Origin of the sequence: Roseovarius sp. EC-HK134, from assembly GCF_902498815.1 — a bacterium.
Classification (GTDB): Bacteria; Pseudomonadota; Alphaproteobacteria; order Rhodobacterales; family Rhodobacteraceae; genus Roseovarius; species Roseovarius mucosus_A.
Genome location: NZ_LR701544.1, coordinates 1,490,484 through 1,516,245, shown reverse-complemented (window position 1 = coordinate 1,516,245; position 25,762 = coordinate 1,490,484). Strand labels below are relative to the sequence as shown.

The 25,762-nt window shown below is 60.3% G+C and carries 24 protein-coding genes; 11 read left to right on the top strand and 13 right to left on the bottom strand.

Annotation, left to right across the window (positions count from 1 at the left end; translation table 11 throughout):
• Window positions 1-935: 935 nt before the first annotated feature.
• The 9 genes from GC127_RS11250 to GC127_RS11215 form a co-directional block, all read right to left on the bottom strand.
• On the bottom strand, window positions 936-1,337 hold the full coding sequence (locus tag GC127_RS11250; RefSeq protein WP_037296694.1) for a helix-turn-helix domain-containing protein: 402 nt from the start codon (window positions 1,335-1,337) through the stop codon (window positions 936-938).
• Window positions 1,338-1,921: 584 nt separating this feature from the next.
• Window positions 1,922-3,727: a site-specific integrase gene (locus GC127_RS11245; RefSeq protein ID WP_254700080.1), complete on the bottom strand. Its 1,806-nt coding sequence runs from the start codon at window positions 3,725-3,727 to the stop codon at window positions 1,922-1,924.
• A gap of 261 nt (window positions 3,728-3,988) precedes the next feature.
• A complete protein-coding gene (locus GC127_RS22820; RefSeq protein WP_199861233.1) occupies window positions 3,989-4,141 on the bottom strand; it encodes a hypothetical protein in 153 nt (50 codons plus the stop codon).
• A gap of 70 nt (window positions 4,142-4,211) precedes the next feature.
• Window positions 4,212-4,622, bottom strand: coding sequence for a hypothetical protein (locus GC127_RS11240; protein WP_254700820.1), 411 nt, complete (start codon window positions 4,620-4,622; stop codon window positions 4,212-4,214).
• A 461-nt stretch (window positions 4,623-5,083) separates the two neighbouring features.
• Window positions 5,084-7,714, bottom strand: a complete 2,631-nt coding sequence (locus GC127_RS11235) for an ATP-binding protein (protein WP_151978113.1) — start codon at window positions 7,712-7,714, stop codon at window positions 5,084-5,086.
• Entirely contained in the window at window positions 7,711-8,826 is a 1,116-nt protein-coding gene (locus GC127_RS11230; RefSeq protein ID WP_151978111.1) for a DNA repair exonuclease, read from the bottom strand. Before GC127_RS11230 ends, GC127_RS11235 begins: the two co-directional genes overlap by 4 nt.
• A gap of 121 nt (window positions 8,827-8,947) precedes the next feature.
• The gene (locus tag GC127_RS11225; protein WP_037297914.1) at window positions 8,948-9,697 is read right to left on the bottom strand and encodes an SDR family oxidoreductase; all 750 of its coding nucleotides are present in this window, start codon (window positions 9,695-9,697) and stop codon (window positions 8,948-8,950) included.
• A 41-nt stretch (window positions 9,698-9,738) separates the two neighbouring features.
• The gene (locus tag GC127_RS11220; RefSeq protein ID WP_151978109.1) at window positions 9,739-11,205 is read right to left on the bottom strand and encodes an aldehyde dehydrogenase family protein; all 1,467 of its coding nucleotides are present in this window, start codon (window positions 11,203-11,205) and stop codon (window positions 9,739-9,741) included.
• A 213-nt stretch (window positions 11,206-11,418) separates the two neighbouring features.
• A complete protein-coding gene (locus GC127_RS11215) occupies window positions 11,419-13,395 on the bottom strand; it encodes a TonB-dependent receptor (RefSeq protein ID WP_151979714.1) in 1,977 nt (658 codons plus the stop codon).
• A 291-nt stretch (window positions 13,396-13,686) separates the two neighbouring features.
• On the opposite strand from GC127_RS11215, the gene GC127_RS11210 reads away from it, so the two are divergent.
• Genes GC127_RS11210 through GC127_RS11195 form a run of 4 tightly spaced genes read left to right on the top strand, consistent with a single transcriptional unit; the run spans window position 13,687 to window position 17,480 of the window.
• Window positions 13,687-14,751, top strand: a complete 1,065-nt coding sequence (locus GC127_RS11210; RefSeq protein ID WP_151978107.1) for a hemin-degrading factor — start codon at window positions 13,687-13,689, stop codon at window positions 14,749-14,751.
• Entirely contained in the window at window positions 14,748-15,644 is an 897-nt protein-coding gene (locus tag GC127_RS11205; protein WP_151978105.1) for a hemin ABC transporter substrate-binding protein, read from the top strand. The genes GC127_RS11210 and GC127_RS11205 overlap by 4 nt, the downstream gene beginning before the upstream one ends.
• On the top strand, window positions 15,625-16,692 hold the full coding sequence (locus GC127_RS11200; protein WP_151978102.1) for an iron ABC transporter permease: 1,068 nt from the start codon (window positions 15,625-15,627) through the stop codon (window positions 16,690-16,692). Before GC127_RS11205 ends, GC127_RS11200 begins: the two co-directional genes overlap by 20 nt.
• The gene (locus GC127_RS11195; RefSeq protein WP_151978100.1) at window positions 16,692-17,480 is read left to right on the top strand and encodes a heme ABC transporter ATP-binding protein; all 789 of its coding nucleotides are present in this window, start codon (window positions 16,692-16,694) and stop codon (window positions 17,478-17,480) included. The genes GC127_RS11200 and GC127_RS11195 overlap by 1 nt, the downstream gene beginning before the upstream one ends.
• A 52-nt stretch (window positions 17,481-17,532) precedes the next feature.
• On the opposite strand, the gene GC127_RS11190 is transcribed toward GC127_RS11195, so the two are convergent.
• The gene (locus tag GC127_RS11190) at window positions 17,533-18,225 is read right to left on the bottom strand and encodes a flagellar hook capping FlgD N-terminal domain-containing protein (RefSeq protein ID WP_008281508.1); all 693 of its coding nucleotides are present in this window, start codon (window positions 18,223-18,225) and stop codon (window positions 17,533-17,535) included.
• 10 nt (window positions 18,226-18,235) lie between these two features.
• The gene (locus GC127_RS22815) at window positions 18,236-18,733 is read right to left on the bottom strand and encodes a flagellar hook-length control protein FliK (protein ID WP_199861232.1); all 498 of its coding nucleotides are present in this window, start codon (window positions 18,731-18,733) and stop codon (window positions 18,236-18,238) included.
• Window positions 18,734-19,846: 1,113 nt separating this feature from the next.
• On the opposite strand from GC127_RS22815, the gene GC127_RS11180 reads away from it, so the two are divergent.
• The 7 genes from GC127_RS11180 (at window position 19,847) to GC127_RS11150 (ending at window position 23,519) form a co-directional block, all read left to right on the top strand.
• A complete protein-coding gene (locus GC127_RS11180; protein ID WP_254700078.1) occupies window positions 19,847-20,131 on the top strand; it encodes a rod-binding protein in 285 nt (94 codons plus the stop codon).
• Window positions 20,121-20,480 carry a flagellar protein FlgN gene (locus GC127_RS11175; protein WP_008281505.1) on the top strand — a complete coding sequence of 120 codons (360 nt, stop codon included), beginning with the start codon at window positions 20,121-20,123 and terminating at the stop codon, window positions 20,478-20,480. The genes GC127_RS11180 and GC127_RS11175 overlap by 11 nt, the downstream gene beginning before the upstream one ends.
• Window positions 20,481-20,689: 209 nt before the next feature.
• Window positions 20,690-21,520: a flagellin gene (locus tag GC127_RS11170; protein WP_008281504.1), complete on the top strand. Its 831-nt coding sequence runs from the start codon at window positions 20,690-20,692 to the stop codon at window positions 21,518-21,520.
• Between the two features lie 72 nt (window positions 21,521-21,592).
• Window positions 21,593-21,970 carry a flagellar biosynthesis regulator FlaF gene (gene flaF, locus GC127_RS11165; protein WP_151978096.1) on the top strand — a complete coding sequence of 126 codons (378 nt, stop codon included), beginning with the start codon at window positions 21,593-21,595 and terminating at the stop codon, window positions 21,968-21,970.
• Window positions 21,967-22,371 carry a flagellar biosynthesis repressor FlbT gene (gene flbT, locus GC127_RS11160; RefSeq protein WP_008281502.1) on the top strand — a complete coding sequence of 135 codons (405 nt, stop codon included), beginning with the start codon at window positions 21,967-21,969 and terminating at the stop codon, window positions 22,369-22,371. Before flaF ends, flbT begins: the two co-directional genes overlap by 4 nt.
• Entirely contained in the window at window positions 22,368-23,171 is an 804-nt protein-coding gene (locus tag GC127_RS11155; protein ID WP_008281501.1) for a DUF1217 domain-containing protein, read from the top strand. Before flbT ends, GC127_RS11155 begins: the two co-directional genes overlap by 4 nt.
• Window positions 23,172-23,282: 111 nt before the next feature.
• Window positions 23,283-23,519 carry an Lrp/AsnC ligand binding domain-containing protein gene (locus GC127_RS11150; RefSeq protein ID WP_008281500.1) on the top strand — a complete coding sequence of 79 codons (237 nt, stop codon included), beginning with the start codon at window positions 23,283-23,285 and terminating at the stop codon, window positions 23,517-23,519.
• Here GC127_RS11150 and ade read toward each other — a convergent pair.
• Window positions 23,516-25,210: an adenine deaminase gene (gene ade, locus GC127_RS11145; protein ID WP_151978094.1), complete on the bottom strand. Its 1,695-nt coding sequence runs from the start codon at window positions 25,208-25,210 to the stop codon at window positions 23,516-23,518. The genes GC127_RS11150 and ade overlap by 4 nt on opposite strands.
• A gap of 101 nt (window positions 25,211-25,311) precedes the next feature.
• On the bottom strand, window positions 25,312-25,707 hold the full coding sequence (locus GC127_RS11140) for a hypothetical protein (protein WP_232279205.1): 396 nt from the start codon (window positions 25,705-25,707) through the stop codon (window positions 25,312-25,314).
• Between the last annotated feature and the right edge of the window lie 55 nt (window positions 25,708-25,762).

Genomic DNA, 25,762 nt, shown 5'->3' with positions numbered 1-25,762 from the left:
TCGAATTCTTCACCTGTTAAAGAGACCGAACACGAAGTATGTCAAACAATTATCGCCACTTGTTGATCAGTTCCGTCGACCTGCTCTGGGTTGCAGTTTTTCAGTCGAACGCTTCTCAATAGGCTTAGTTCAACTACACCTACGAGGCGTCCCAAATTATAGTGCGGGAATGCATGGCATCAGGAGTGCCGTCACGGCTAACTGACCGCTGCGCAAGGCGCGCGCCGGCTTTGCCACGCTCCCATACATGATCCTCGCTCCGACCAAATCGTCGTAAGGTTCCTCTCCCGCCAATCCATCATCCATGCTGACAAAGCGCCTCACCACGTCTCGATATTACGGTCCCTCAGCACGCCCGACACGTGATTGGTGTGAAGGACGACTGCACGGCGCTCTGGGGTGGTGCATGACTACGATCTGCATGTCTCCACGAAATGACGATGCGACTGACAAAGCGCCAGTATGGGGGCGTTTCTCACGCCCTGCTCTCGCGATTCCGTTTTGACGTTTCTCTATATTTTATTGGCATTTCAGGTCGACACCGTTTCCATCAAGGCCCAGAAAAACGTTATTTCTGATTAATTTTGTCAACTTAAGGTAAACTTAGCGACAACCTTTCATGGCCAATTCAGGCAATTCGTGGCGAGTTTTACCCTCAGTTCCCGATCTACAGGTTTCCCACTATTTCCATCAGGTAAACCTTTGGCAACCTCATGGACGCTATCAAACTGGATCCGGCGAGGGACGGATACACAGCCATTCCTCGCCGGGGATACACGCCCATTTCTCCTACGCCTTTCTGGCCGCACATATACGCCGCAGGAGCTGCAAGCGCCGCAGAGTGGGCGCAGGGTCACGATCCAAGCTGATCATCCGCAGAAATTCAAGCCAGCTGCGTTCATTCTCAGTGAGATCTTTCATCCGCAGCATCTCGCTCACTTCCCAAAGATTGCGTTGATCGCTGCCTGCGACCGGCTGGTCATGCGCGGATCGCTGTTGTCGGACGCTGTGCGGATCGCCTTGATCCAAGTCGTCTCGTTTTCAGTGACGGGTTCTCCGAAGATCTCGATCAGTGCAGTAGCAGCGGTCCGGCCGATCGCTTGCTCCAAAGCAAGCCGCATAAGATAAGCCGGGTCACACTCCAGGGCGCGCGCCAAGCCCGGAATACGGTCGAGCGCTGCCTTGGACTTTCCCTGTTTGATCATCGTGACCATATTGGCGTTGTTGAAGCCCGCCTGCGCGGCGATCTCGCCCTGTGTTTTCTTGGTTCTCAACTCTAAAATCCGGCGCTCGACAAAATGCGCCAGCTGGGTGTCTTGATGCGGTTTCTTGGACATCTCTGGGTCTCTCTCAATCTGATGCGCAGCACATGCTGCTGAATTCATTATAGAAATATATGAATGGGGCTGATCGGCAGGATGAGAAAACCCGAAAGCCTCTATCTCCTTGGTTTGATGGAACATGACCCGAATGTGATTTGAAGAAAGTCGGACTTCAGAGCGTTTTGGGGAGAGTTCATGCGGAATGCGTCAGCCTGCCGCATTGGTCCTCGGCGCTTCGTTCTAATTCTAGAGCATGGAAATCGTCAAAGAGGGAAAACGTAAAATGTTCAAAGGTCTGGGAATTTCGATTGGTATCATTTGCGCAGGAATGCTGGGCCTACCTGCGCTTATACTCGCCGCTCTTTGACGCGGCTGACGGCAGAAAGAGTGGCATCATCAATGTCGGCATGACAACACCTCCTGATTGCGACAGCTCAAGTCGGACACGTCAATTCTATGGTGTGCACCTTACTCAATGTCGACGCTGAATTTTAGGTCGGGCTGATCGGACAGGTCGGACAAGCCGGTAAAGCAAGCGGTGAGTAAAAACGGGATCCGACTGGACCGCTTGCTCTCTTCTCTTGGTCACGTTGATCCGGTCAAAGGGTCTTGAGGTGATCGATGTCCAGTCCTGGATAGGCGATGGCATTTATCAACTCGATACGTTTTTCTAGGAGGCCCTGAGGGATCATGCCGTATCTCCCAGTCATTGATGTATCACCATGCCCCAACAGGAATGTAAATTCGTGGTCGAGATATCCTGCTCTACGCAGTGCATCTGCCGCCCCATGCCGAAACGAATACTGACTATAGCCACGGCCGTTCTTGATACCTAGACCGGAGAGATATCGCGAGAACATTCTAGAGAAGTCAGCCATCATCTGGCCCCTAGCATTTCGCTTCGCCTCTGGGAAAAGGCGCGTCTGCCCAGACAACTTGAGTCTTGAGTGATAGTTTATAAGCCCAAGCTCTAATAGCTGCTCGTGAACAGGCAGGATGCGTCGCGAATTATCGTTCTTGACGCTCTTATCGTCGTCCCCATCGTCGGTGATGTGCATGATCCAGTGCCCATGCTCTTCCCGAACGTCACTTATCGCCAACTGTCCGATCTCTCCCGGCCTTGCCCCAGAGAACAACATGATAAGGGGCACCCAATATCGGTGATCCCTGACCATTACATTCCCCGGCTGCCTTATGAACCGAGGCAACTCGTCACTGCGGCACCCGGTAAACAAGGGCGACCTGAAGATTACATTCATCTGCTCCGCATTGAATGTAAGAGTCTTGGAATGCTTTTCCTTGTTGAGCGTCATGCCATCCACAGGATTTTGGTCCAGATAGCCGTGGCTAACAAGCCACCTACAGAACGCACCTAGACTTGATAGATGACGGTTGACCGTGCGAGGTGTGATTGTTGGCTTTCCTACCTGTGCATTGTGCTGCACGGTCTGCTCAAAGGACATGCCTCTGAATACCTTACTTTCGGCGGCTTTGACTGGATATTTGAGGAGCAGCGCCTTCCATTCACGCACGTTCTTTTTGCTGATCAGTTTCACTGGATACGTGCTGCCGACAAATTGCGCGAACAAGCCAATATCACGGCGCGCCTGGTTCAGCGTGTCAGCCTTCACCTGGTTGGGATTTTCCGCCGAATAGAGCTCAAACACCTCGACAATACTCTCACCAGGTCCAGCCAGCACTCTCGCGCTTCCACTTGCCGGTTTCACGATCGGGTCTAGCGGGACGCCACTGTAGTCGCCTTCATCGCGCTCTTGTGCGCGCCTCAGCGCCTCTATCTCGGCGCGCATCATCATTCTGGCGAGGGCTTTTCTGTCAGGGGAGCCGCGCGTCAAAACTAGCTTGTTCCTCGCCAGAAACGCATCGACCTCATGCTCGATAAGTGCGGTCTCTCCGGTAGCCAAGTGCTTACGCAGAGCTGACAGCTTGGCTTTACGCGCCTTGGCATCGACACTCTTCGCTCCTCGCAGGCAATCTTGGAGAACCTGCACCTCTAGCCGGGCATCGAGACGTGCGAGCGGGTCATTTATGTCGATGCTTTCTTTCTCGACGTAGCCAACAGCGCGCTCAATCGCTTCATCAATGTCATTCTGTGTCGGCAGGTTCTGGCGGCGCGCCTCGTCACGCTCAACGCTATCGGTATAATGCTGCCACACGGCGAGTTCTAAATCAGCCTCAACGAGAGTGCGCTGTGCGCGAAGTAAATCGAACTCGCGCTGCCATTGCTGGATCACCGGCCACATACACCGCTTTGCCGTAGCCACATCCGAGGTCTTCAACGACTTCTTTAAGGTCGTCTTACCTACAACCGATACTAGGTCAGTCGGCACATCCATGCGCGCATAATAGACTGCCTTGCGACGCCATAAATACGTGTGTCCACCCATCTCCGCCCCACTATTCCGGAACACCATTCCGGAACAGTTCTAGAGAAATTAATGTTGTAATGGCAATGGGTTATTTGAATTCAAGCACTTAGAAAAAGTTGGATTTTGTTCCTACCACCCCAGCCAAGTTCTCCCGATCCTTGATCCGATGATGCGCGCGGGCTGTTCTCAGCGCGAAAGTGCCCCGATTTGTGCCCCCGCTGGCGGGTGGCTTGGGTGACGCCCCGGATTGCTCGGCGAGGGCCTCTCCCACGCGGGATGTCAGAGGTAGTCTGGATCGAGCCCGTAGGCCCAATAGCCCCAGTCGTCGCGCTTGTTGCCCGCCTGTGAGCCGATCTCGAGAGGCTCGGGGTTAAAGCCAACGACCGCCCGCGAGGGGATGGCCTGAAAGGTACAGCGGAATACGCCTCGCACGAGTCGCGCCGGGGCGTGGCACTTTCAGCGAGAGGTGAGCAGACATATCTCTGATGCCTGATTTACCCGACTACTCACACTCCGGCATGTAATCCAGCACCGTCTCTGGCGCCGGGCGCGCGATCTCTGGCAGGTCCTGCAGGACCTCGTCGATCACCTCCGCCGTCAACGCCGCCACTTCGCAGGCGTAGGCTTGGCGCGTGCCCTCCGGGTTTTCCTCCAGCCATTCCCGAAAGTCTTGCTCTTCGAAATAGGCGATTGCGCCGATGCCTGCGATAGGAACGGCAACGATTGCCCTCCTGAGCCGGGCCTTCGCCTTGGTCTTCGCGACGGCCTTCGCCAATTGCTGACGATGTGCAATCCCCGTTGCCACGGCCTTGGCGCTCATCGCCGCAACCGCAGACGTCATCTGCAGCGCCCAGATGCTCGCCGCAATCGCCGTGGACGCGAGCGCCGCACTGAGCCAAACTAGGAAAACCACGCTCCTGAATACACCGAAGATCCTCGACACGACTGGCCTCCACCGTTCTAGAACCCCGGCCCGCGCTTACCAACCGGGGCTTGTCTCTGGGCAGCTTACGCGCCACGACGCAATCCGCCAACCAGTGCCAGTACGGGTCACGATCCGGGGCGCGTTGCGATTTGGCGGCGAGATCGTTCGCCCCCGCACGAGACAAACCACCGCCCTACTCCGCGACGGCTGCCCGCGTGTTGAAGGGCTAGATGTCCGGGATCAAACACCTGGGTGATCCCGTTCTACGACCGCGCGGCTCTGTGGGCGACGAGAGACGTCCTATGCTCCGGGGCACCCGTCCGCCACATTGGGGGATGAACCATTTCCAGGTGGAGTGGAAAGCACGGGACGGGTCTTGCGTATTGGTGTCTCCAGTGACGCTTCTGGTCTCTACCCTGACATCGCAGCGCACGGGCCCGATGCGGCGCTCAGGTTGGGTCAACCGTCACCTCTGCGCGCGTGCCGCCCAAGGCTGCGAAGGCGCGTTGTCGACAGGTGAGCACGAGAATTTGCTGGTCACGGGCCGAACGATGGAGCGCGTCAAACATGGCCTCGATGCGGTCATCATCCGAATGGACAAGAGCATCGTCCAAGATCACAGGGACGGGGCGCCCTGAGGCCGCAAAGAGCCGGGCAAAGGCCAGTCGTGTCAGGATCGCCACCTGTTCGCGGGTGCCGCCCGAGAGGATTTCGAGCGACTCGGCCTGACCTTTGCGGGTCAGGGTCGCGGGCAAAAGGCTGGTGTCGTCAATCGTTAGCAGTGCCCCCGGATAAAGGATGGCGAGCAGCGGCTGCAACTCACGCAGAACCGGGCCAAAATAGGCGTCTCGGGCGAGGGTTCGCGCCTCGTCCAACGCGCGCCGAAGGCGGGTCAGGGTGCGCGCCTCGGCCTCATACCGGGCCGCGCGTGCCTCGGATTCGGCGCGGGCCCCGGCGAGAGTGGAGAGGCGTTCCTCAATCCCCTCCTCGGCGAGCGCGGTGATGGTGGCGTTCAGGCTGGCAAGGTCTTCGCGGTTTTTGGCCAGATCACGTGCAGCCTGCTCGACCGCCCCCTTGGCGCGAGTTAGCCGCGCCTCGGTGGTGGCAAGGTCCGGCGCTGTGGCGCGCAAACGGTCGCAGGCCTCTTGCGCCCTGAGGCAGATGTTCGCGAGCGTGGGTTGTCGGGCCTTGAGATCGGCGATTAGCGCAACAAGAGCCTCTGGGTCTCCGGCCTCGGACAGGGCAGAGTCAAACTGCCGCGCCGCACTGCTGCGATTGGCCTCGGCTGCGGCGCGGGCTTCACCTGCGGTCACGGCCAGTTCATGCGCCGCTTTTGCGGCGGCGCGGGCGGTCGCCTCGTCGGTTTCGGCAGCGGTCAGCGCCTTGGTCAGGGCTGCAACATCCTCGGCTTCTGTCGGGGCATCGGCCACCTCGGCCTGCGCCCGCGCAAGGGCCGCGCGCAACGCCTCAACACCGTCGGGGGCTACTTCGGCGCAGAGAGCCAAACCCTGTTTCACCTCTGCCTCAAGCTGTTGGGCTTCAGCCCATTGCGTGCGGGCGGCGGCCAGCGTGTCAACCTGCGCCTCCGCCAAAAGGCGCGCAAGCGCCTGATCTGCACGCGCAACCTCGGCGGCGCTGTCTGTGCCGCGCGCAGAACCCGGATCAATGTGCAGCCTGCCAAACCCCGGCAAGGCAAGCTCAGTCGGCACTAAGATCGGCGTCGGGCCTGTGCCAAGAGGTTGACCGTCATGCAGCGCTGGAGAGCCGTCAGGGTGAACCTCGATCGTCACGGCCTGTGCCTCGGCCCGCGCCCGCGCCAGATCAAGCGCGCTTTGGGCGTTGTCGGCGGCGTCGAGCAGTTTGGGCGTGACGCGGATACGGGCGCGCGCCGCTTCGGTCTTGTTCAGCATCGCCCAAAGCTCGGTGGCGCGGTCAAGCCGGCGCTGGAGATCGTTTGCCTTGATCTGCGCCGCCTGCGCCGCTTGGGCGCGGGTGGCCTGATGCAGACGGTTGCGCAGATCACGCGCCTTGGTGCCTTGGTCCTCGGCATTCACCGCAGCGGCACTATCGCGTGCGGTCAGCTCAGTGGCACGCGCGCGGGCCTTCTTTGCCGCTTCTTCGGCCTTGGCAACTGCGCTGCGGGCCTCCTCAAGGCGGGCGGCGCGGCTTTCGGCGGCCAGCACATCGCGCTGCAAATGCTCGGCATCCAGTGTGGCAAGGCGTAGGGCGGTTTCGGCCTGTGCAACCTCGGCCTGATGGGCCTGGGCCGCCTGATGCGCGGCTTCAGCCTCGGCCAAGGTTTGTGCGCGGGCCGCCGCATCCGCAGGATCGGTCAGTCGGGCAAGGTGACGCTGCACCTCCGCCCGTCGGATCAGATCATCCGAGAGCCGCTCGGCGCGCGGGCGCAACTCGGCCTCTTCGGTGGCAAGTGTTGCGGCCTCTTCCACCGCGCGCGCCCATTCTCCCCCGGCTTTGGGGCGTCCGGTTGCGGTCGCCAATCTCGACAGCGCCTCGGTCACGCGGTCAATCACGCCATCCATCCGCCGCCCGCCGGTCATCATGTCAATCTCGCCCGCGACAGAAGACAAAAGATCGCGCCGCGCATTCAACCCGCGCTCGCGCTCACGCTTGTCATCTGCGCTGCTGCCGTCTGGTTCCAACCCCATCAACCCCTGCCGCACCCAGAGCAGGCCGGAAGGACCAGCAAGGCCGCCGCCCATCAGCCGGTCAATCCACGCCTCCGCCTCATCTGCCTGAGCGATCAGGCGGCCGTTGGTGTCGTGCACTTGCGCCTGCGGGCGGTTGAGCCACCGCTTTGCAATGCGAAACCGCCCCTCCGCAAGCTCCACCTCGGCCGCCACCTCGGGTGCGCCCCCGGCATGCGGTTGCAGCGCCTTGATGGCCGCATTCCGGCTGTTGTGGCGTTCAAAAAACAACGCATGCAGCGCGTCAAAAAAGGTCGATTTGCCGAATTCATTCGGTTGAGAGAGCACAGTGATGCCGTCGCCAATCTGGCCAAGGCGTGCGCGCTGACCCGCGAAACGGCGCACATTGGTCACCTCGATCACCCGGAGCTTCACGCCTGCACCTCCTGACTGAGCGCATAGAGACGCGCGAGTGCCGCAGACGCCGTATCGCGGTCGGATTGTGAAAGTGTGGCATCCCCTGCCTCGGCCAGCAACACTTCAGCAGCCTGACGCAGCGCTCCGGCGCGGTCGATCTGGTCAAGGTCTTCGGGCAGCGCCTCGACGCCCAAAGCAGAGAGGTCCGCCGCGAACCAGCCGAAATCCGGGGCACGAGCGGCCAGCGCGGCCTCGAGCGCGGCGCGGTCAGCCAAAGGCAGGCGTCCCGTCACAGTGAGCCGCACCAGATGATCGCGTGCACGGCTTTGTGGCAGGATATCAGCAAAGCGAGCGGTCAGATCCTCGCCCGGCAGCAGGTCGAGGGCCGGGCGACGCCAACGGAACTGCGCGGTTTCGACCGGCGTCACTTCAGCCGTCCCCCCGAGCGTCACAAGAAGCGCAGAACCCGGCGCATCGTGCTTGAACCCGTCTGGTTCGGGGGTGCCGGAATACCAGGTAGTGGGCGTCACCTGCATCTGCCCGTGCCAATCGCCAAGGGCGAGATAGTCAAGACCCGAGCGCGCGGCCCGGTCGGGCGGAATGATGCCCAGGGCCCCCTCTTCGCCCGAGAAATCGGTGATCGCCCCATGCCCAAGCCCGATACGGCGCGCCCCTTGGGGTGTGGGGGCCGACATCGCCTCGGTCAGATCGCGCCCCGGACGGCGTTGTGTACATGGCGCAGGCAAGAGCCAATGGTCAGGGGCAAGGGCAACCGGCACCTCAGACGTGAGGACCATCAGATTGCCAGGTGGGTCTTGTGCAATCCGCCGCCAAAGTTCGGAGGCCGCAAGGCTGTCGTGGTTGCCGGGCAGCAGCACCCAAGTCAAATCGCGTTCCTCGCCCATCGCACTGAGGGCTTGCCGCAACGTGTCTGGGGCGGGCGTTTCGGCATCGAACGTATCGCCCGCAAGCAGCACCACCCCTGCCCCACCGTCGCGCGCAGCCTTGGCCAGCCGGGATATCGCGCCATGCCGCGCCTCGCGCAAGCGGTGCCGAATGCCCTCGGGATAGCCGCCATAAGCGCGCCCAAGATGCAGGTCCGAGGTATGAAGAAAGCGGAAGGGAGTCATAGAGGTCCTTGTTGCGCCCAAGCGCTCTGTCTCAGCCTTGCCGCGAATGCGTCAGAGATCAAGCACTGGCGTATGGTCATCAGGCCGAACAGACAGTTTCACGACACCGCCAACACATCGCTCAGATGGTGCGGCCACCATCAACCTCGAGCACCACGCCGGTAATGAAATCCGCCTCGTCCGAGGCGAGATATAGCGCCGCGTTGGCAATGTCGCGTGCCTCGGACAAGCGGCCCATCGGGATGGTCGAGATAAATCGCGCGCGGTTTTCGGGCGTGTCGGGCATGCCCATGAACTGTTCCAGCAATCCAGTCGCCCCCATCACCGGTGCGATACAACAGACGCGAATCTTGTCGGGGGCCAATTCCGCTGCCAATGAGCGCGTCATCAGGTTCACGGCCCCCTTGGACGAATTATACCACGTCAGACCGGGACGCGGGCGGATACCTGCGGTAGAGCCGATGTTGATCATCACCCCGCCTCCAGCAGCACGCCAAAGCGGCACGCAGGTCTTGGTCATGTGAAAGATCGACAGCACGTTTATCTCATAGATCTTGCGAAATGTCGCCTCGTCGGTGTCCATCAACGGGCTGTTGGGATTGGTCCAGCCTGCGTTGTTGACCACGATATCAAGACCACCAAAGGCCGCAACAGTGGCGTCAACGGCGGCCTGCACCTGATCGCCTTTGGAGACATCACAGGTCACGGCGATGGCGTTCTCACCAAGGTCGCGTGCCACGGCGCGCGCACCGTCCGCGTTCATATCGACCACTGCTACCTTGGCACCTTCGCGGATATAGGTCTCGGCTATGCCCTTGCCAAAGCCCGAAGCCGCGCCGGTCACGAGGGCTCGTTTTCCATCCAGTCTCATCTTGCGTTCCTTTGGTCTGGTCTTTTCCGCTTGCGTGCGGCCTAGCCGTGATTGTTGATGATTGTTTTGATGCGCGAGAATTCCAGCAGCGCCGCAAAGCCCTTTTCGCGGCCATGCCCGGATTTGCGTATGCCGCCAAACGGCAATTCCACCCCGCCGCCCGCGCCATAGCCGTTGATGAACACCTGACCGCAGCGCATTGCCTTGGCGACACGTTGCTGGCGTCCGCCATCTTTGGTCCAGACCGCGGCGACAAGACCGTATTCGGTGGCGTTGGCGATGGAAATGGCCTCTGCTTCATCCTCGAACGGGATGAGGCACAGCACCGGGCCGAAAACCTCTTCTTGCGCGATCCGCGCCTTGGGATCACAGGGGCCAAATACTGCCGGAGCGACATAATAGCCGCCTTTTGGGGCCTTGGGATCGATGCTGCCACGGGCCATCAAGGGTGCGTCGGCCTCGGCGATATAGGTCTCGACCCGCTTTTTTTGCTTGGCCGAAATAAGCGGGCCAAGCACCGCATCCTCGCCAGACTCTGAGGCGGCAATTGCGCTGAAACGCGCGGTCAATTCGGTAACGGCGCGGTCATAGATGCCGCGTTGCAACAACACGCGCGTGCCCGCAGAACAGGTTTGTCCGGCGTTCTGGATCACAGCGTTGACAAGAACGGGCATGGCCGCGTCAAGATCGGCGTCGTCGAACACGATCTGCGGCGACTTGCCGCCCAGTTCCAGCGTGCAGCCGATGAAATTCTTGGCAGCTGCGGTCTGAACGATCACGCCCACTTCGGGCGATCCGGTGAAGGAGATGAAATCTATCCCGCGATGATCCGCCAGAGCCTGACCGGCCACCGCACCGCGCCCGGTCACGATATTGATGGCACCGGGCGGAAAGCCCACGTCGAGCGCCAGTTCCGCAATCCGAAGCGCGCTGAGGCAGGCATCCTCGGCCGGTTTCAGGACCGTGGCATTGCCCATGGCCAGCGCCGGGGCGACCGAGCGGCCAAACATCTGCGCCGGATAGTTCCACGGGATGATATGGCCGGTCACGCCATAAGGCTCGCGGTGCACCTCGACATTATAGCCGTTGAGAAAGGGCACAATCTCGCCATGCACCTTGTCGGCGCCACCGCCGTAGAATTCAAAATAGCGCGCGGTGACTTTCATGTCAGTGCGCGCCTGTGCAATCGGCTTGCCGTTGTCGCGCCGCTCGAGCTGGGCCAGAGGTTCGATATTCTCAAGAATACGCTCTGACAGGCGGATCATCAGGCGACCGCGTTCTGCCGCAGTCAGCCTTGACCATTCGCCACCATCAAAGGCCGCGCGCGCCGCTGCGATGGCCGCGTCGATATCGGCGGCATCGCTGTCGGCGATCTGGGCAAAGGGCAGCCCGTCAATGGGCGAAAGCACCTCCATCACCCTCCCCGAGCGCGCGGGAACCCAAGCATTGCCAATCAGGTTCAGTGGTTGCGGGATGACCAGCTTTGCATCGGGGTCAGTGTCTTTCATGCCTTGGCTCCTTGCGGTTCATTGCCCCCTTGCGATGGTATGTGGCCGGATGGTGGCGACCACAAAAGATACATGTCGTCGAAGGGTTGGATTCGCTCGTGCCCAGCGTGATCGAGCGATCCCGCGCGCGCAAGCTCTGAAAGGTCTCGGCATGATGTAAAGCCGGGGCGGCAGGCCGGGTAAACCCGCCCCTTCTACCGCCCCAAGCCCGTCTCAGAAGGTTTTGGCCAGCGTGAGTTTGAAGTTTCGCCCAACCGCCGGGCGGGTAGCAAGATTGGGCATATACTGTTCGTCAAACAGGTTTTCGATCCCAAGACGGAACTCGGTTCCTTCCCACACGCCGCGCTTGGGCGCGATGGTGCCGCGCAAGTTGTGGACCGTGTAGCCGTCATCCCGCACCCCGTTGACGGTGATGGAGTCGGCGCTGACAACCTCCCAGCTCAGGTCATAGGTATCGTCAAACACCTTGCCCACGGTCGCACGCAGGCTGTTGGCCGCAAGATTGCGCCAGTCGCGCACGCCGCCCAATAGATCCACCTCTTCGCCATCGGCGATAGTCGCGTTGAAATCGACGTAAAAGCCGCTTTCCATGGCATAGGACGCCTCGAACTCCAGCCCTTGGGTCTGGATTTCATCCAGCAGGTTCTGCGCGGGCGTCGTATCGACAAAGGAATTCACGTCCCAAAGCTCACTGTCAAAATACGTGACCTTGAGCGCGAGGTTATCATTGTCTCGCCAGAGACCGCGACGGTCATATGAAAAGCCAAGTTCATAGGTGCGTGATTTTTCGCTCCGCCCTACCCGGATCGGGAATTCCAGATCGTCGATGATCGGCAAAACCTCGGTATAGGCGGCGCTGCCGAACAGGGCAAAGCCATTGTCAAAGGCATAGCGCAGCGACAGCCCACCCATCAGCGCATCCTCGGAAAAGCGGCCATCGTTTGGCGCTGTGTCCCCCTCGACCTTTGATGTTTCATACCGAATGGCAGGCGTTAAGGTCCAGGCGCGGCCGATGTCGATTTCGTCCACCGCAAAGATCGCCCAGCGGTTGTCTTCGCCCCCCGGTGCGGCAAAGGCATTGACGCGCTCGCGGTTGATATACTCAATCCCCGCCGTCAGATCATGGCGCAACGCGCCGGTGTCAAACAGGGACGTGTTTTTGAGTGTAAGCGTCGTGGTTTCATAGTCATGGTCAGCGTTGAGAAGCTCCGAGCAAATCGTGATCGGCGCGGGCGGGCTGCCAGGACAAGACACCGCGTTCTGCAAGATCGACTCGTCAACGTGCGAATATTGCAGCGTCAGATCAACAAGATCATTGAGCGGGTTGAAGTTGTATTTGAGAATGCTGGTCTGGCTTTCGACCTCTCGGTCGACATTCCCGAAAAAGGTGAGGTTGCCAAAGCTGTCGAATGGCACGTCGAATTGCGAACTTTGGGTATCCTGATAGCTGGCTTCAATGGAATGGGCCTTGTCTTCGCCAAAACGATACTTGGCCTTGATCAACCAGGACGGATCGTCAATCCGTGCCCTCAGGGGGTTGATAACAGCGCCATTGCCATCCTCAGGAAAGCCGAGTCTGCGGCTGACATAGTTGAAGAGCACCCCAAAGTCCTCGGTGGGCTGCCACGCCCCGATGGTCGAGGATGTCACACCATTGCCATTGGTCTGAAACTCCAGTGTCTGACGCAGTCCAAAGCCGGTTTCGCCCCCGGTGACGTCCTCAGGGTCGATGGTTTCAAGCCGAACCACCCCACCAACCACGCCAGAGCCATATTGGAACGATCCCACCGTTCCACGGATCACTTCAACCTCCTTGAAGAGGAAAGGATCGGTGAAAAGCTGTGTGCCGATGCGGTAAAGCTCCTCGGACCCGCGCGTTGCGCCATCGACCTGAATCAGCACCTTTTGATCCGTGCCAAACGTGTCGTTAGACCCAAACCCACGGATCGAGATACCCGACCCCTGCGCCGTGTCGCCATTGAGCAGGGCCACAGACGGCACTGTCACGAGCAATTCGGCCACCGAACCCGCCTGTCGGTCACGGATTTCGTCTTGGTCGATCACGGTCGTGGGGGTGGCGGTATCGGTTTGCACCGCACGCTTGCTTTCTCCCAGCGTCAGCGTTCCAAGAAACCCCTCTTGGCCGGGTGTTTCCTGTGCCAGACTGGCAGAGCCATAGCCGAGCCCCATGCAAAGGCAGGTCGTAGTCAGTAGTCTGCAGCGTGTGCGCGATGTCATCACGTGTCCCTTTCGTTTCCTTGACAATGGCTGTCACACCGTTGTGCTTGCGAAAGGCTGGCACGGTTTTTTCGTTTGATTTCAGCGGTCGAACGATCTTTCTGGGATCGGTCTTGCGCTCCTTAATCTTTTATGAGTAAAAGAGTCAAGATTGCGATTCAACTTTGAGAAATCGTTTTCGAGAGCCACGTCCGCGCCGCAGGTGCGATGCAGCCAGCCCATCCATCCAGACATGAGGCCGGCATGACAGACTCTGCTCCCCTTACCCCCGACGCACTCCGTGCCTTTATGGCCGACAACCCCAAGATGCGCAGCCGCGATCAGGCGAACCGCCTTGGCATCAGCGAAGCGCAACTGGTCGCGGCCCACATCGGACGCGGTGTGACGGCCATTGCCGCGCACCCCGATCAGGTGATGGGGGCCGCCCAACGCCTTGGCGAAGTGATGGCGCTCACCCGCAATGAAAGTTGCGTGCATGAAAAAGTGGGGCGCTATGACAATTATCACAGCGGACAACATGCGGCGATGGTCCTGACCGAGGATATCGACCTCAGGATGTTCCCAAGCCATTGGCGCCATGCCTTTATGATCGAAACCGAGAGCGAGACAGGGCCCCGGCGCAGTCTGCAGGTGTTCGACGCCGCAGGTGACGCGGTGCACAAGATTTTCCTGCGCGATGGATCATCGCTGACCGCATGGGAGGCGCTTCGCCTCTCGCTGGCTCTGCCAGACCAGTCCGAGAGCTTGACGGTTGCGGCGCGCACGCCCCCGGAGGCTGCGAAATCAAACCCCGACAAAATCGAGGTCCTGCGCGAGGAATGGCGGCGGATGACCGATACGCATCAATTCCTGCGCCTGACGTCCAAACTGCGGATGAACCGGCTTGGGGCCTACCGTATCGTGGGGGCACCGTTTGTGCGGGCATTGGCCCCAGAGGCGGTGAACATCCTTCTGACCCAACTGGCGCAGGCAGGCACCGAAGTGATGATCTTTGTCGGCAATCGGGGCTGCATTCAGATTCATTCCGGCCCTGTTGTGACCCTCAAACCGATGGGACCATGGCAGAATGTGATGGATCCAGGGTTCAACCTGCATCTGCGGTTGGATCATGTGGCCGAGGTTTGGGCCGTAGACAAACCGACGCAACGCGGTGCGGCGATTTCGGTAGAAGCGTTTGACGCTCAGGGATCGCTGATTTTTCAAATCTTTGGATTGGGCAAGGAGGGGCGTGACAGCCGCGCGGCCTTTGGTCGGGTCGTAAAGGCGCTTCCGGATCTGCACAACGCTGACACGGAGGCCCTGACATGAGTGGAAGTTCCCTGACGCGCCGCGCACTCTTGGCGCAGGTGGCGATCTTGGCCTTGGCGGGGACAAGCCTTGCGCAAGACGGCGACCGTGTGCTGTCCATCGGCGGATCGGTGACAGAGATCGTGCATGCCTTGGGGCAAGAGGATCGGTTGATCGCGCGCGATACGACCTCGACCTTTCCGCCCAACGTGACCAAATTACCTGATGTGGGCTATGCGCGCGCGCTCAGCCCCGAAGGTGTGCTCTCGGTCGCCCCGTCGCTCATCCTCGCTATCGACGGGGCTGGCCCCCCCGAAACGATCGAAGTCCTGCGGCAATCAGGCGTAGGTTTTGTCACCATTCCAGAGGCGCACAGTGCCGAGGGGATCATCACCAAGATTACCGCTGTTGGCGCAGCCTTGGGCGTGCCTGAGCGCGCCGAAGCCTTGGCGTCAGAGACGCGCACCGCGCTTGCAACCGCGGCCACGCGGACTGCTCAAGTGCCAGAGGCCGCGCGCAAGCGCGTCCTCTTCATCCTCAGCCTGCAAGGCGGGCGCATCCTCGCGTCCGGGCGCGACACGCAGGCCGCCGCCATCATCGAGATGGCGGGGGGCATCAACGCGGTTACAGCCTTTGAAGGCTACAAGCAGTTGACGGATGAAGCTGTGGCAGAGGCCGCCCCCGATGTGATCCTGATGATGGACCGAACTGGCGATCATGCCATCCTGGACGAACAACTCTTTGCCATGCCCGCGATCCGCATCACGCCGGCAGGTGCCAATGAGGCAATTGTGCGGATGAACGGGCTCTATCTGTTGGGCTTTGGGCCGCGCACCGCATCGGCTGCCCTTGATTTGAACTCAGCCCTTTATCCGCAGCCCCAAGAGACCGACAATGACCGTGACCCAAGCTGACGCGCTGACGCCCAGCCGTTTCACGGATCGCCGCGCGCGGGCGCGTCGCGCGCATCTGTGGCTGGGTCTCGGTCTGCTTCTGACGTGCGCCCTCAGTCTTGAAACCGGCGCATCCGGGGTCTCGCTTTGGTCGATGGTCGGTGCGGGGGGGCAGGATACACCCGTCCACAGCATCATCCTTTGGGAGGTTCGCCTGCCGCGCGTTTTACTGGGCGCGCTGGTTGGGGCGGCTCTGGCGGTTTCCGGCACGGTGATGCAAGGGCTTTTTCGCAATCCGCTGGCCGATCCCGGCATCGTGGGGGTTAGCGCCGGGGCCGGTCTTGGGGCCGTGACGGCGATTGTGCTGGGCGGCCTGCTGCCCATCGCCCTGCGCGACAGTCTGGGTCCGTTCCTTGTGCCGGCGGCGGCGTTCTTGGGCGGCTGGGCCTCTGTTCTTTTGCTCTACGGGGTTGCCACGCGCGGTGGGCGCACGTCTGTGGCGACGATGCTGCTGGCGGGGATCGCGCTTGGCGCGCTGTCGGGCGCAGTGTCGGGCCTGATGGTCTATGCGGCGGATGATCAGCAGCTGCGTGACCTGACATTCTGGGGCCTCGGCTCTCTGGCTGGGGCGACATGGACCAAGGTGGCCACCGCCATGCCGATCCTTGTTGTGGCCATGGTCGGGGCCCTGGGGCTGGGGCGTGGGTTGAATGGTCTTGCTTTTGGCGAGGCAACCGCACTGCATCTTGGCATCCCTGTGCAACAGACCAAAACGCTGGCCATTCTCGCGGTTGCGGCGGCGACTGGCGGTGCGGTGGCGGTGTCTGGCGGGATTGGGTTCATCGGCATTGTCGTGCCACATCTGCTTCGTCTGGCAACCGGGCCGGATCACGGGCCACTGCTGCTGAATGCGGCGCTTCTCGGGGCAATCTTGCTGCTTGGGGCAGACATCATCAGCCGCGTGATCATTGCCCCAGCCGAACTGCCCATCGGCATCGTCACAGCGGTTCTGGGCGCGCCGGTGTTCTTGTGGATATTGCTCCGACAGCGCCCGATGGGGGATATGTGATGCTGGCTGCAGAGCGGATCACGCTTGGCCTTGGGGGCCGGACCATCCTGCGCGACGTCACGCTTTCTGCCCGCGCAGGTGCGGTGACGGCCATTGTCGGCCCGAATGGATCGGGCAAGACGTCGCTCTTGCGCGTGCTGACGGGCGAGAGCGCCGGTTCGGGCCGCGTTCAGCTTGGTCAATTGGAGGTAACTCCGCGTGCGGCTGCAGCACTTGCCGCACGACGCGGGGTGCTGCCACAGGCCACGCGGATCGCCTTTCCCTTTACGGTGATCGAATTGGTCCGCATAGGCCATAGCGCAGGGCAATATGCCGGGCGGGCTGATGTTCCCGAACGCGCCTTGGCCCGGGTGGGATTGGCGCATATGGCCAACCGTTTCTACCAAGACCTGTCGGGGGGTGAGCAGCAGCGCGTTCAATTGGCACGCGTTCTTGCGCAGGTTTGGGAGCCTGTCGGACCGGGCGGGGCAAACTGGCTGTTTTTGGACGAACCCGTCTCGAGCCTTGATATTGGCCAACAATTGAGCGTCATGCAGATTGCCCGCACCTACGCAGAGGCGGGGGGCGGCGTGGTTGCGGTGATGCATGATCTGAACCTGACCGCGATGTTCGCCGATCATGTCATCATGGTGCAGAAGGGCAGGATTGCAGGCGCGGGCAAGCCGCAAGAGGTTCTGACCTCTGGCACGCTCTCGGCGGTCTACGGCTGTGCGCTCAGGATAAGTACGCCGCCAACGAAGGATGTGCCCTATCTGCTGCCCCAAGCCGCGCAAGAGTTTGCAGGCTGATGTCGACATTGCACCCCATGCCATACGCAAAACCTGCGTAATGAAAGGGGCCCTATTGCGGTGCCGGGCGCAGGCCAAGAACCTGTGCAGGGGCGATCCGTTCGCCATTCCTGAGGATCAAGACGGTCTCGCCCGCCTCGAACTGTGCTTCTGCGATTTGACGATAAAAGCTGGCGCTGTGGCGTGCGAGCGTTTCTTCATTCGCGAAGGAGTGCACAGAGAGCGTATATTCCCCCTCTGCAAGCGGGAAACCCGCCGAATCGAGACCGGACCAGACCACCGGACCCGAGCGCGCCGGGATCGTTTGGCGGTTCACTATGATGCCGCGGGCATCGCTTGCAACGATTTCGGCGGCATCCGCCTGCGACTCGACCGTGGCGATCAGGGAAATCGGCTGTCCAGAGAACGCGACGGGGCCGGTTGCCAGCGCCTCCATTCCGATCCATCCGGATACTTGCGACAAGCCCTGTGCGCCCAACCGCGCGCCTAGATCTGTGAGCAGATCATTGGTCAGCACCTGTTGTTCGACCGTCGAGAATGTCGCCAACTGCACAGCGAAATCAGAAGATTCAATTGGATTGAGTGGGTCCTGATTGCGCAATTGGGTCGTTAGCAGCCTGAGAAAGGTTTCAAAGTCAGAGCTGAAACCGGTTGCCGGACGCGCAGGGGCAGCAGCGTTGGTTGCGGAGGGGGCTGCTTGGCTGCGGTCCAGGGCTGTGCCCGGTGGAATCGTCGTCACGTCCATCTTGTTTCCTTTAAATCAAGACATTGATGCGCGCGCCTGCCAAAGCCGGCGAACTGAGAGCCGGGGGCACAGACAAGTCTGGCACCGCGCCGCGCCCCTCATCCTCGCGGTGGGTGGCGCCTTGTGCGTTCAGGGTCTTACCCGGGCTTCCGCCAGGGTTTTGCCCAGAAAAGGCGAAACGCGCCTCTTGATAACCAACATCCAGCAGCCCCCGCGCCAATGTCTCTATGTGCCGCCGAAGAAGATCGAGCGTTTCTGGCCGCTCTGCCAATACAGTCACGGCCACGACGCCTTCATGGCTTGTCAACCTGAGGCGCACCCGGCCCAGTTCCTCGGGCGCAAGCTGAAGGTCGATGGTGGATTTGCCAGCACCCTGCGACTGCACCGCCACCGCAATCTGCTGGGCAATGGCCTGCGGCAAGTCGGTCCGCGCCAAGGACAGGAGCGGCTGGTATTGCCCGTTTGGCCCCGTAGACACGGCAAACCGCAAGTCGGAAACCTCGGTCACCGCTGGCATTCCCGCCTCGTCTCCAAGACCAAGCTCCGGGATATCTGCAAATGGGTTTGCCTTTGCGGCCTCCCCTCCGCTAAGCAGATTGAGCCCTGCTGACTGCATGGCCAGAGATGAAGGAAGCGCGTATCCACCACCCTTCTGTGCGGGATACGCGCCCCACGACCCAGATATCAATTCCCGCGGCGAACCTGTCTTCGATTCTGTGACCAGAGCATACTCTGGATCAAATTCGAATTGCCCTAAGGCATAGGTCAGGTTCGGGCCAACATTCGAACTATCTGGGCGCATACCCGGGGGCGCGGAGAGGTCGGGTTCTGCCTTTATCCGGGGCTGAGAGACAAAAGGATCGGCGCGCCACGCCGCTGGCTGCTTTGCATCCCCGCCCGTATGGGAACCTGTCAACGATCTTTGGCCTAGGTCTAATTGGGTGAAGTCCTCTGGCGATATCTCTGGGCCCGGGCCCACCGGATGAGCGAAAGAGGCTGACGCCGTCTGATCTGCAAACCGATGCGGTGCCGATCGCTGCTCTATGGGGGTCATCCCGTCCGCAACTGATCCCTCGAACTGCGCTGTGGCATAGCCCTTGATCGGGACTATGGGGGCATCCTCCTCTGCTTGCGACAAGGCACCATCGACCGCCATCGAGACAGGCGGCAAGTTCTGGTCCTCAGCCTCAGATAACCCAGGCACCGGTCCTGCATGTGGCCGAGGCCCGGCATCGGTGCTGGGCAATCCACCCTCGGACACCAATTCCTTGCGGATTTGGGTCCGCGCGACATCCACAACAGACGCGGCAAGCCCAGCGTCTGACAAATCGTCTTTCTCGCGCTGCAGATCCAAGGCGGCCTCTTCCGCACTTTGGAAAATGTCGGCGAATGTTTTCGCCCTTTCAGACGACGGTCCACCGGCAGCAGCCGCGCCCAAACCGGACGGCAATGCCGATGAAAGCCCAAGGACAGAATTAAGAGGGTCCTTGGCGGGGATTACTGACATAGGCGCCCTCCGTGATGCCATGGCGATAAGCCGGAGGATTGCAGAAACCAGTTACTGCTTCTTTACCGGTTTCGGTTCTTCTTGTGTCCAGTGTGATCAATTTGAGGGATTCTCATGACTGACCCTGTACAACTTTCCTCCAGAGCCGTGGACCGGCCCTCGACCAGCTTAACCCGCACCAAGCAAGTGGCCGAACAGCTAGAGGCAAGCTTTCTTGCTGAAATGCTCAAGTTCGGGGGGCTGGACCCCAAGAGCGACAGCTTTGTGGCAAGCACGGGCGAATCGCAATTTGCATCCTTTCACCGCGAGGCATTGGCACAAGAGATGGTCAAAGCGGGTGGCATCGGGCTGGCAGATGTCTTTTATCGCTCGATGATGGAGCGTGCCCATGACGCTTGATCAGAGTACCCGCATCATCCAACAGCTCGACCTTATTCTGGAGGAAGAGCGCGACGCCCTTTTGCGCGGAGATCTATCGCAGATCGTGGCGCTCATGTTGAAAAAGGAACAGTTGGTAGACGCGCTCAATGCCCTTTCGGCGACGGCAAGCGGCGATCTGATTGCGGTTCAAGGTAAGTTGAGCCGCAATCAGGCCCTGCTTGACGGGGCCTTGCAGGGTATTCGCACCGTTGCAGCGCGCCTCGCAGCGCACCGCCGCATTCGACGTTCCTTGGACACCTATGACCAGAATGGTCACAAACGCTCGATTCCCGGCGATATCGCGCACCATCTTGAAAAGCGTGCCTGACGGATTGGCTAAAATTCGCGGCGTTTCAGAGAAGGGACTTAGCACTCCGTTAGCATCTTGAAGGCATTTTATCTCTTGCATCCCGAAACGGATGGCGCAGCCGGGACCATCCCGCACCCTGCAACCGTCAGAAAGACAGTCCAAACCGTCTCCTCCGGGGAGACGAACCATGAAATGGCGAAATTCGCCAAACCCGAAAGGAACTTGATATGTCCAGTATTCTGACCAATAACAGCGCCATGGTCGCTCTTCAGACCTTGCAATCCGTGAACTCTAACCTTGCCAAGACGCAGGATATGATCTCGACGGGCAAGGCTGTCGCAACGGCCAAGGACAATTCGGCCATCTTTGCCATTTCCAAGGTGATGGAATCCGACGTCAGCGGCTTCAAGGCCGTTTCCGACGCGCTGTCTTTGGGCGAATCGACGGTCGCCGTGGCCTCGGCCGGGGCAGAGCAGATCACCAATTTGCTCAACGAGATCAAGGAAAAGGTCGTCGCCGCGACCGGTGAAAACGTCGATCACAGCAAGATCCAGAACGATGTCGACGAGCTGGTGAATCAGGTCACGTCGATTATCGGCGCGTCACAATTCAACGGCGCGAATCTGCTCAACACGGCGGGCAACGCAGGGATAACGGTACTGTCGTCCCTCGATCGGGACGCAACCGGAACGGTCACAGCGTCGAACATCAGCGTGGCTTCTGTTGATTTCGAGGCCAACCTTGATCTGAGCGACATTGATGTGACGAACTCTGCAGCCGCTGACACCTCGCTTGCCGCAATCGAAGTCCATATCCAGACGGCGGTCGACGGGGCGGCAGCGCTTGGTGCGTCGGCCAAACGGATATCGGATCAAAACGAATTCGTCAGCAAGGTGACGGATGCGATCAAATCCGGGATCGGCGCATTGGTCGATGCCGATTTGGAAGAGACCTCTGCGCGTCTCCAGGCCTTGCAGGTGCAACAACAGTTGGCGACACAGTCTTTGTCCATCGCCAATCAGGCCCCGCAGGCCATCCTGTCGCTGTTCAGGAACTAAGCCATTCAGGGGCGTCTCTCGGGGCGCCCCTGACATCTGATCGGTGACAGACTGACCCTGAAAGGACTTGACGTGAATGCGACCCGTCTGGCGCAGAGCGCCTATCGCGACCAATCCCGGTCCGTCCGGACTGACCGTGGGCTGGAATATGATGCCTTTGCCCGTATCACCCAACGCCTCGTGCACGCAGCAGGGCAGGACCCAAGAGATATAGCCAATCTCGCGGCCGCCCTTCATGACAACCGGCGGCTCTGGACAATCTTGGCGACTGACGTCGCCGACCCACAAAACCCACTGCCGCAATCGTTGCGGGCCCAAGTCGTCTATCTCGCGCAGTTTTGTCATCATCACAGCAGCGCGGTGCTGAATGCAAACGCATCGCTTCAACCCTTGATCGACATCAATACAGCCATCATGCGCGGGCTGAGCGATAGGAGAGCAGACCAATGAGCGGCCTCGTCCTAAAACTTAATCCCAAAGAGCGGGTGCTTATCAACGGGGCGGTGATCGAGAACGGCGACCGCCGCTCGCGGCTGTCCATCATGACGCCAAATGCGCATATCCTGCGGCTTCGGGATGCCATTCACCCCGAAAGTGCAACAACGCCTGTACGCAGGGCCTGCTTTGCTACGCAACTTCTGCTCTCGGGCGATGGCGATCCGCAGGACGCGCGCCGCCAGATCCTGCGCCGAATCGAAGAGCTGAGCCAGGCGTTGCGCGATCCCGACAGCCGTATCCAGTTGACCCTCGCCACGCGGGCGCTTCTGGACGGGGAATACTACAAATGCCTCAAGGCCCTGCGTGCCCTCCTGCCGCGTGAAGAGCGTCTTTTGGCGCATCGTGCGTCATGAACTTTACGCCTGTAGTGCCGCTGGGTGGATTGTCGGGCTGGGCGCTCTTGTCGCGCACGTCCGAGCGTCAGACGGATCTGTTCAACAAATCCCCGCAAATCGTGCGCGATACCGAATATTTCGAGCAGAACATTGCCAAGATCACCACGGCAGAAGGTTTGGTTTCAGATCGCCGCCTCTTGCGGGTGGCCTTGGGGGCGTTTGGCCTTCAGGAAGATATCAACAGCCGCGCCTTTATCCGCGCCATTCTGGAAGAGGGCACCATTCGGGATGATGCAATTGCCAACCGTCTTGCCGATGACCGGTACAAACAGCTGTCCGAGGCGTTTGCCTTCGCCGACCGTCCGATCCCGCGCACGCAATTATCGACCTTTGGAACCGAGATCACCGAGAAATTCCGGCGTCGGGAATTTGAGGTTGCCGTCGGGGATCAGAATCAGGCCTTGCGCCTGGCCCTGAACGTCCAACGCGAATTGGGCGACATCGCAGGCGATGCAGAGACCGAGGACACGCGCTGGTTCCGGATCTTGGGAAACCCGCCCCTGCGGCGCGTATTCGAAGTGGCGCTTGGTCTTCCAGACAGTTTCGGGCAAGCTGATCTTGATCGGCAGTTGGACGAGATCAAATCCCGCAGCGCGCAGCAATTGAAGATAGGCTCCCTGTCGGATCTGAGTGCGGAGAGCGTGCGGGAGCAATTGATCCAACGGTTCCTCTTGCGCGAGCAGGTGGCAAGTTTCAATGTTCAATCCTCGCAAGCAATCGCGCTGACGCTGTTGCAATCGGTTCCGCGCCGGGCTTGATACTGGGCGCTGCGTCTGGGTTTTGCGCCGTGGCAAGCAGGCCATTCCGAGTTTGCCGTTGCATTTGCTTGCAAGTAAAAGCCCTATGGGGCTGAGCCACAGGAGGAATTCATGCGCTGCGTCTTTATCAACATCCGCTGCAAACCGGGGCATTCCTATCGCGTGGCAGAGGCCATAGCCCTGCGCGAAATCCATTCAGAGCTTTACTCGACCTCCGGTCCCTTTGACCTGCTGCTCAAGCTCTACATCCCTGAGACTGAGGATATCGGCAAATATATCAACGACAATCTTCTGGACATCGCCGGGATCGAGCGCACCGAAACGACCCTGACCTTCAAGGCGTTCTAGCCTAGGATTTCGAACCGGTTGACATCAACCATACCCCGGTCCGTAATCTTGAGCGCCGGGATTACCGGCAGCGCGAGAAACGCAAGTTGCAGGAAGGGTTCCTGCAAGGTGACACCCAAGGACCGTGCTGCTGCCCGCAGATCGACAAGACGATGGTGCACCTCCTCAAAGGGCTCAAGGCTCATCAACCCTGCCAGAGGTAAGGGCAGTTCTGCCAAAACCTGCCCGCCCTGCACCACGACAAAGCCGCCCTCAATCTCACCCAGCCGTGTGGCGGCAAGGGCCATATCCGCATAATCCACCCCGACACAGGCGATATTGTGGTGATCATGGCAAACGGTCGAGGCGATAGCCCCGGATTTGAGCCCGAAACCACGAACAAAGCCGGTGGCGATATTGCCGTTCTTGCCATGCCGCTCGATCACCGCAATCCTTACCAGATCGCGCGTGGGATCGGGATGTTTGTCGCCTTCTACCGGCTCGATCCGTTCGCGCAGATGCGCGGTCAGGATCTTGCCTTCAAGAATGCCGATCACATCCGTCTCGGCGCGGTTGCCGGCGTGGCGAAAGTCCTGTGGGCTAACCGCAGGCGCCCGCACGGAGCATCGCCCGATGGGGGGCACCGTGCCCCGCGCAGCAAAGGCCGCCGCATCCGCAAGACGACCGGCGCAAAACACGCGCCGCACGTCGCAGGCGGCGAGCGAGCCCACCGCCACGATATCCGCCCGCCGCCCCGGCGCGATCAATCCGCGATCTCTGAGGCCAAATGCCTCGGCCCCCGAGAGCGACGCCGCGCGATAGGCCGCCAGAGGCGACGCCCCTTCTGCGATCAGCACCCGGATCATATGATCGAGATGGCCCTCTTCGGCGATATCGAGCGGGTTTCGATCATCGGTGCAGAGGCACATATAGGGGGCCGTGATCTCCGACAGCAGCGGGGCGAGCGCATGCAAATCCTTGCTAACCGAGCCTTCGCGGATCAGCACGCGCATGCCGCGCTGCAGTTTCTCGCGCGCCTCCTCTACGGTGGTCGCCTCATGCTCTGTGCGGATGCCTGCCGCGCAATAGGCGTTGAGATCGCGCCCCGTGAGTTGCGGGCAATGGCCGTCGATATGGCCCCCCTCAAAAAGCCGCAGCTTGGCCATCATGCCCGAATCGCGGTGGATCACGCCGGGGAAATTCATCACTTCGGCCAAACCGATCCTCGAGGGATGCCCCATCACCGCGCGCAAGTCTTCGGCGTCGATCTCGGCACCCGAGGTTTCCATATGGGTCGAGGGCACGCAAGACGAGAGCTGCACCCGGATATCCATCAAAGTCTGTTCCGAGGCCGCCTGAAAATAGCGGATGCCGTCCAGCCCCAGAACATTGGCAATCTCGTGGGGATCGCAAATCGCGGTGGTTACGCCGCGCGGCGTTACGCAGCGGTCGAATTCAAAGGGTGTGACAAGAGAGCTTTCGATGTGCAGATGGGTGTCGATGAAACCGGGGACAAGGATCAGCCCCGTAAGGTCGATCACCTCGCGCCCGTCATAGGTGTCGCCAATGCCTACGATGGTATCGCCGCAAATGGCCACATCGCCGGGGATCATTTCCCCCGTCACAAGGTCAAACACCTGCGCCCCGCGCAGCACCAAATCGGCGGGTTCATCCCCCCGGCCCTGAGCAATCCGTTGTTCGAGATTTGCCATGCGCTGACTCTCCGACATCCTGCAACTGTCGCGCGTCGAAGGGTCAAGAGCAAGCCCGATGGCCAAAACCTGTCGGCCCTGGGCTTGCTATCAGGCTGTCCTCACTCGGTCTGCGCGGCAGGTTTCTGCGCTGCTGGTTTTGCGAGCTTCATCTCTGGTTTACAGTCCATGCCGTTGTAGCGGCTGACCAGGGCTTCATTGCGGCGCTGATAGGCGCGTGCCTCGTCGCCTGCGGCACCCTTCATATCCATGAAGAACCATGGCACCAGCAAAAAGGCCCCGGCAGTCCCGGCCACAATGTTCTGGGCGGTTTTGGTTTCCTGTTCTTTGACAAGGCCCTCGATGGCGCGGGTATTGGCCGTAATGTCGCTGCGCAATTGCGCGCAGGTAAGGGCGCTGTCACCGGGCTGCACTTCGGCCACGGGATCAGGGGTGCGACCACCGCATGCGCTCAGGAGGGAAATGGACAAGAGGGCCGGCACGAACAACTGTTTCATCTGATTGCCTTTTTACAGAGTGTTCGCGTCAGTATCCCGCTCCTGAGATGATGAA

Coding starts and splice junctions, on each gene's coding strand:
- GC127_RS11215 (WP_151979714.1), bottom strand. CDS start 13,395: ATGGGGCTCGGCTATGGCTCTGCCAGTCTGGCACAGGAAACACCCGGC.
- GC127_RS11175 (WP_008281505.1), top strand. CDS start 20,121: ATGACGCTTGATCAGAGTACCCGCATCATCCAACAGCTCGACCTTATT.
- GC127_RS11245 (WP_254700080.1), bottom strand. CDS start 3,727: ATGGGTGGACACACGTATTTATGGCGTCGCAAGGCAGTCTATTATGCG.
- GC127_RS11250 (WP_037296694.1), bottom strand. CDS start 1,337: ATGTCCAAGAAACCGCATCAAGACACCCAGCTGGCGCATTTTGTCGAG.
- GC127_RS11195 (WP_151978100.1), top strand. CDS start 16,692: ATGCTGGCTGCAGAGCGGATCACGCTTGGCCTTGGGGGCCGGACCATC.
- GC127_RS11220 (WP_151978109.1), bottom strand. CDS start 11,205: ATGAAAGACACTGACCCCGATGCAAAGCTGGTCATCCCGCAACCACTG.
- GC127_RS11205 (WP_151978105.1), top strand. CDS start 14,748: ATGAGTGGAAGTTCCCTGACGCGCCGCGCACTCTTGGCGCAGGTGGCG.
- GC127_RS11180 (WP_254700078.1), top strand. CDS start 19,847: ATGACTGACCCTGTACAACTTTCCTCCAGAGCCGTGGACCGGCCCTCG.
- GC127_RS11210 (WP_151978107.1), top strand. CDS start 13,687: ATGACAGACTCTGCTCCCCTTACCCCCGACGCACTCCGTGCCTTTATG.
- GC127_RS11140 (WP_232279205.1), bottom strand. CDS start 25,707: ATGAAACAGTTGTTCGTGCCGGCCCTCTTGTCCATTTCCCTCCTGAGC.
- GC127_RS11225 (WP_037297914.1), bottom strand. CDS start 9,697: ATGAGACTGGATGGAAAACGAGCCCTCGTGACCGGCGCGGCTTCGGGC.
- GC127_RS11190 (WP_008281508.1), bottom strand. CDS start 18,225: ATGGACGTGACGACGATTCCACCGGGCACAGCCCTGGACCGCAGCCAA.
- GC127_RS11200 (WP_151978102.1), top strand. CDS start 15,625: ATGACCGTGACCCAAGCTGACGCGCTGACGCCCAGCCGTTTCACGGAT.
- GC127_RS11170 (WP_008281504.1), top strand. CDS start 20,690: ATGTCCAGTATTCTGACCAATAACAGCGCCATGGTCGCTCTTCAGACC.
- GC127_RS11150 (WP_008281500.1), top strand. CDS start 23,283: ATGCGCTGCGTCTTTATCAACATCCGCTGCAAACCGGGGCATTCCTAT.
- ade (WP_151978094.1), bottom strand. CDS start 25,210: ATGGCAAATCTCGAACAACGGATTGCTCAGGGCCGGGGGGATGAACCC.
- flbT (WP_008281502.1), top strand. CDS start 21,967: ATGAGCGGCCTCGTCCTAAAACTTAATCCCAAAGAGCGGGTGCTTATC.
- GC127_RS11155 (WP_008281501.1), top strand. CDS start 22,368: ATGAACTTTACGCCTGTAGTGCCGCTGGGTGGATTGTCGGGCTGGGCG.
- GC127_RS11230 (WP_151978111.1), bottom strand. CDS start 8,826: ATGACTCCCTTCCGCTTTCTTCATACCTCGGACCTGCATCTTGGGCGC.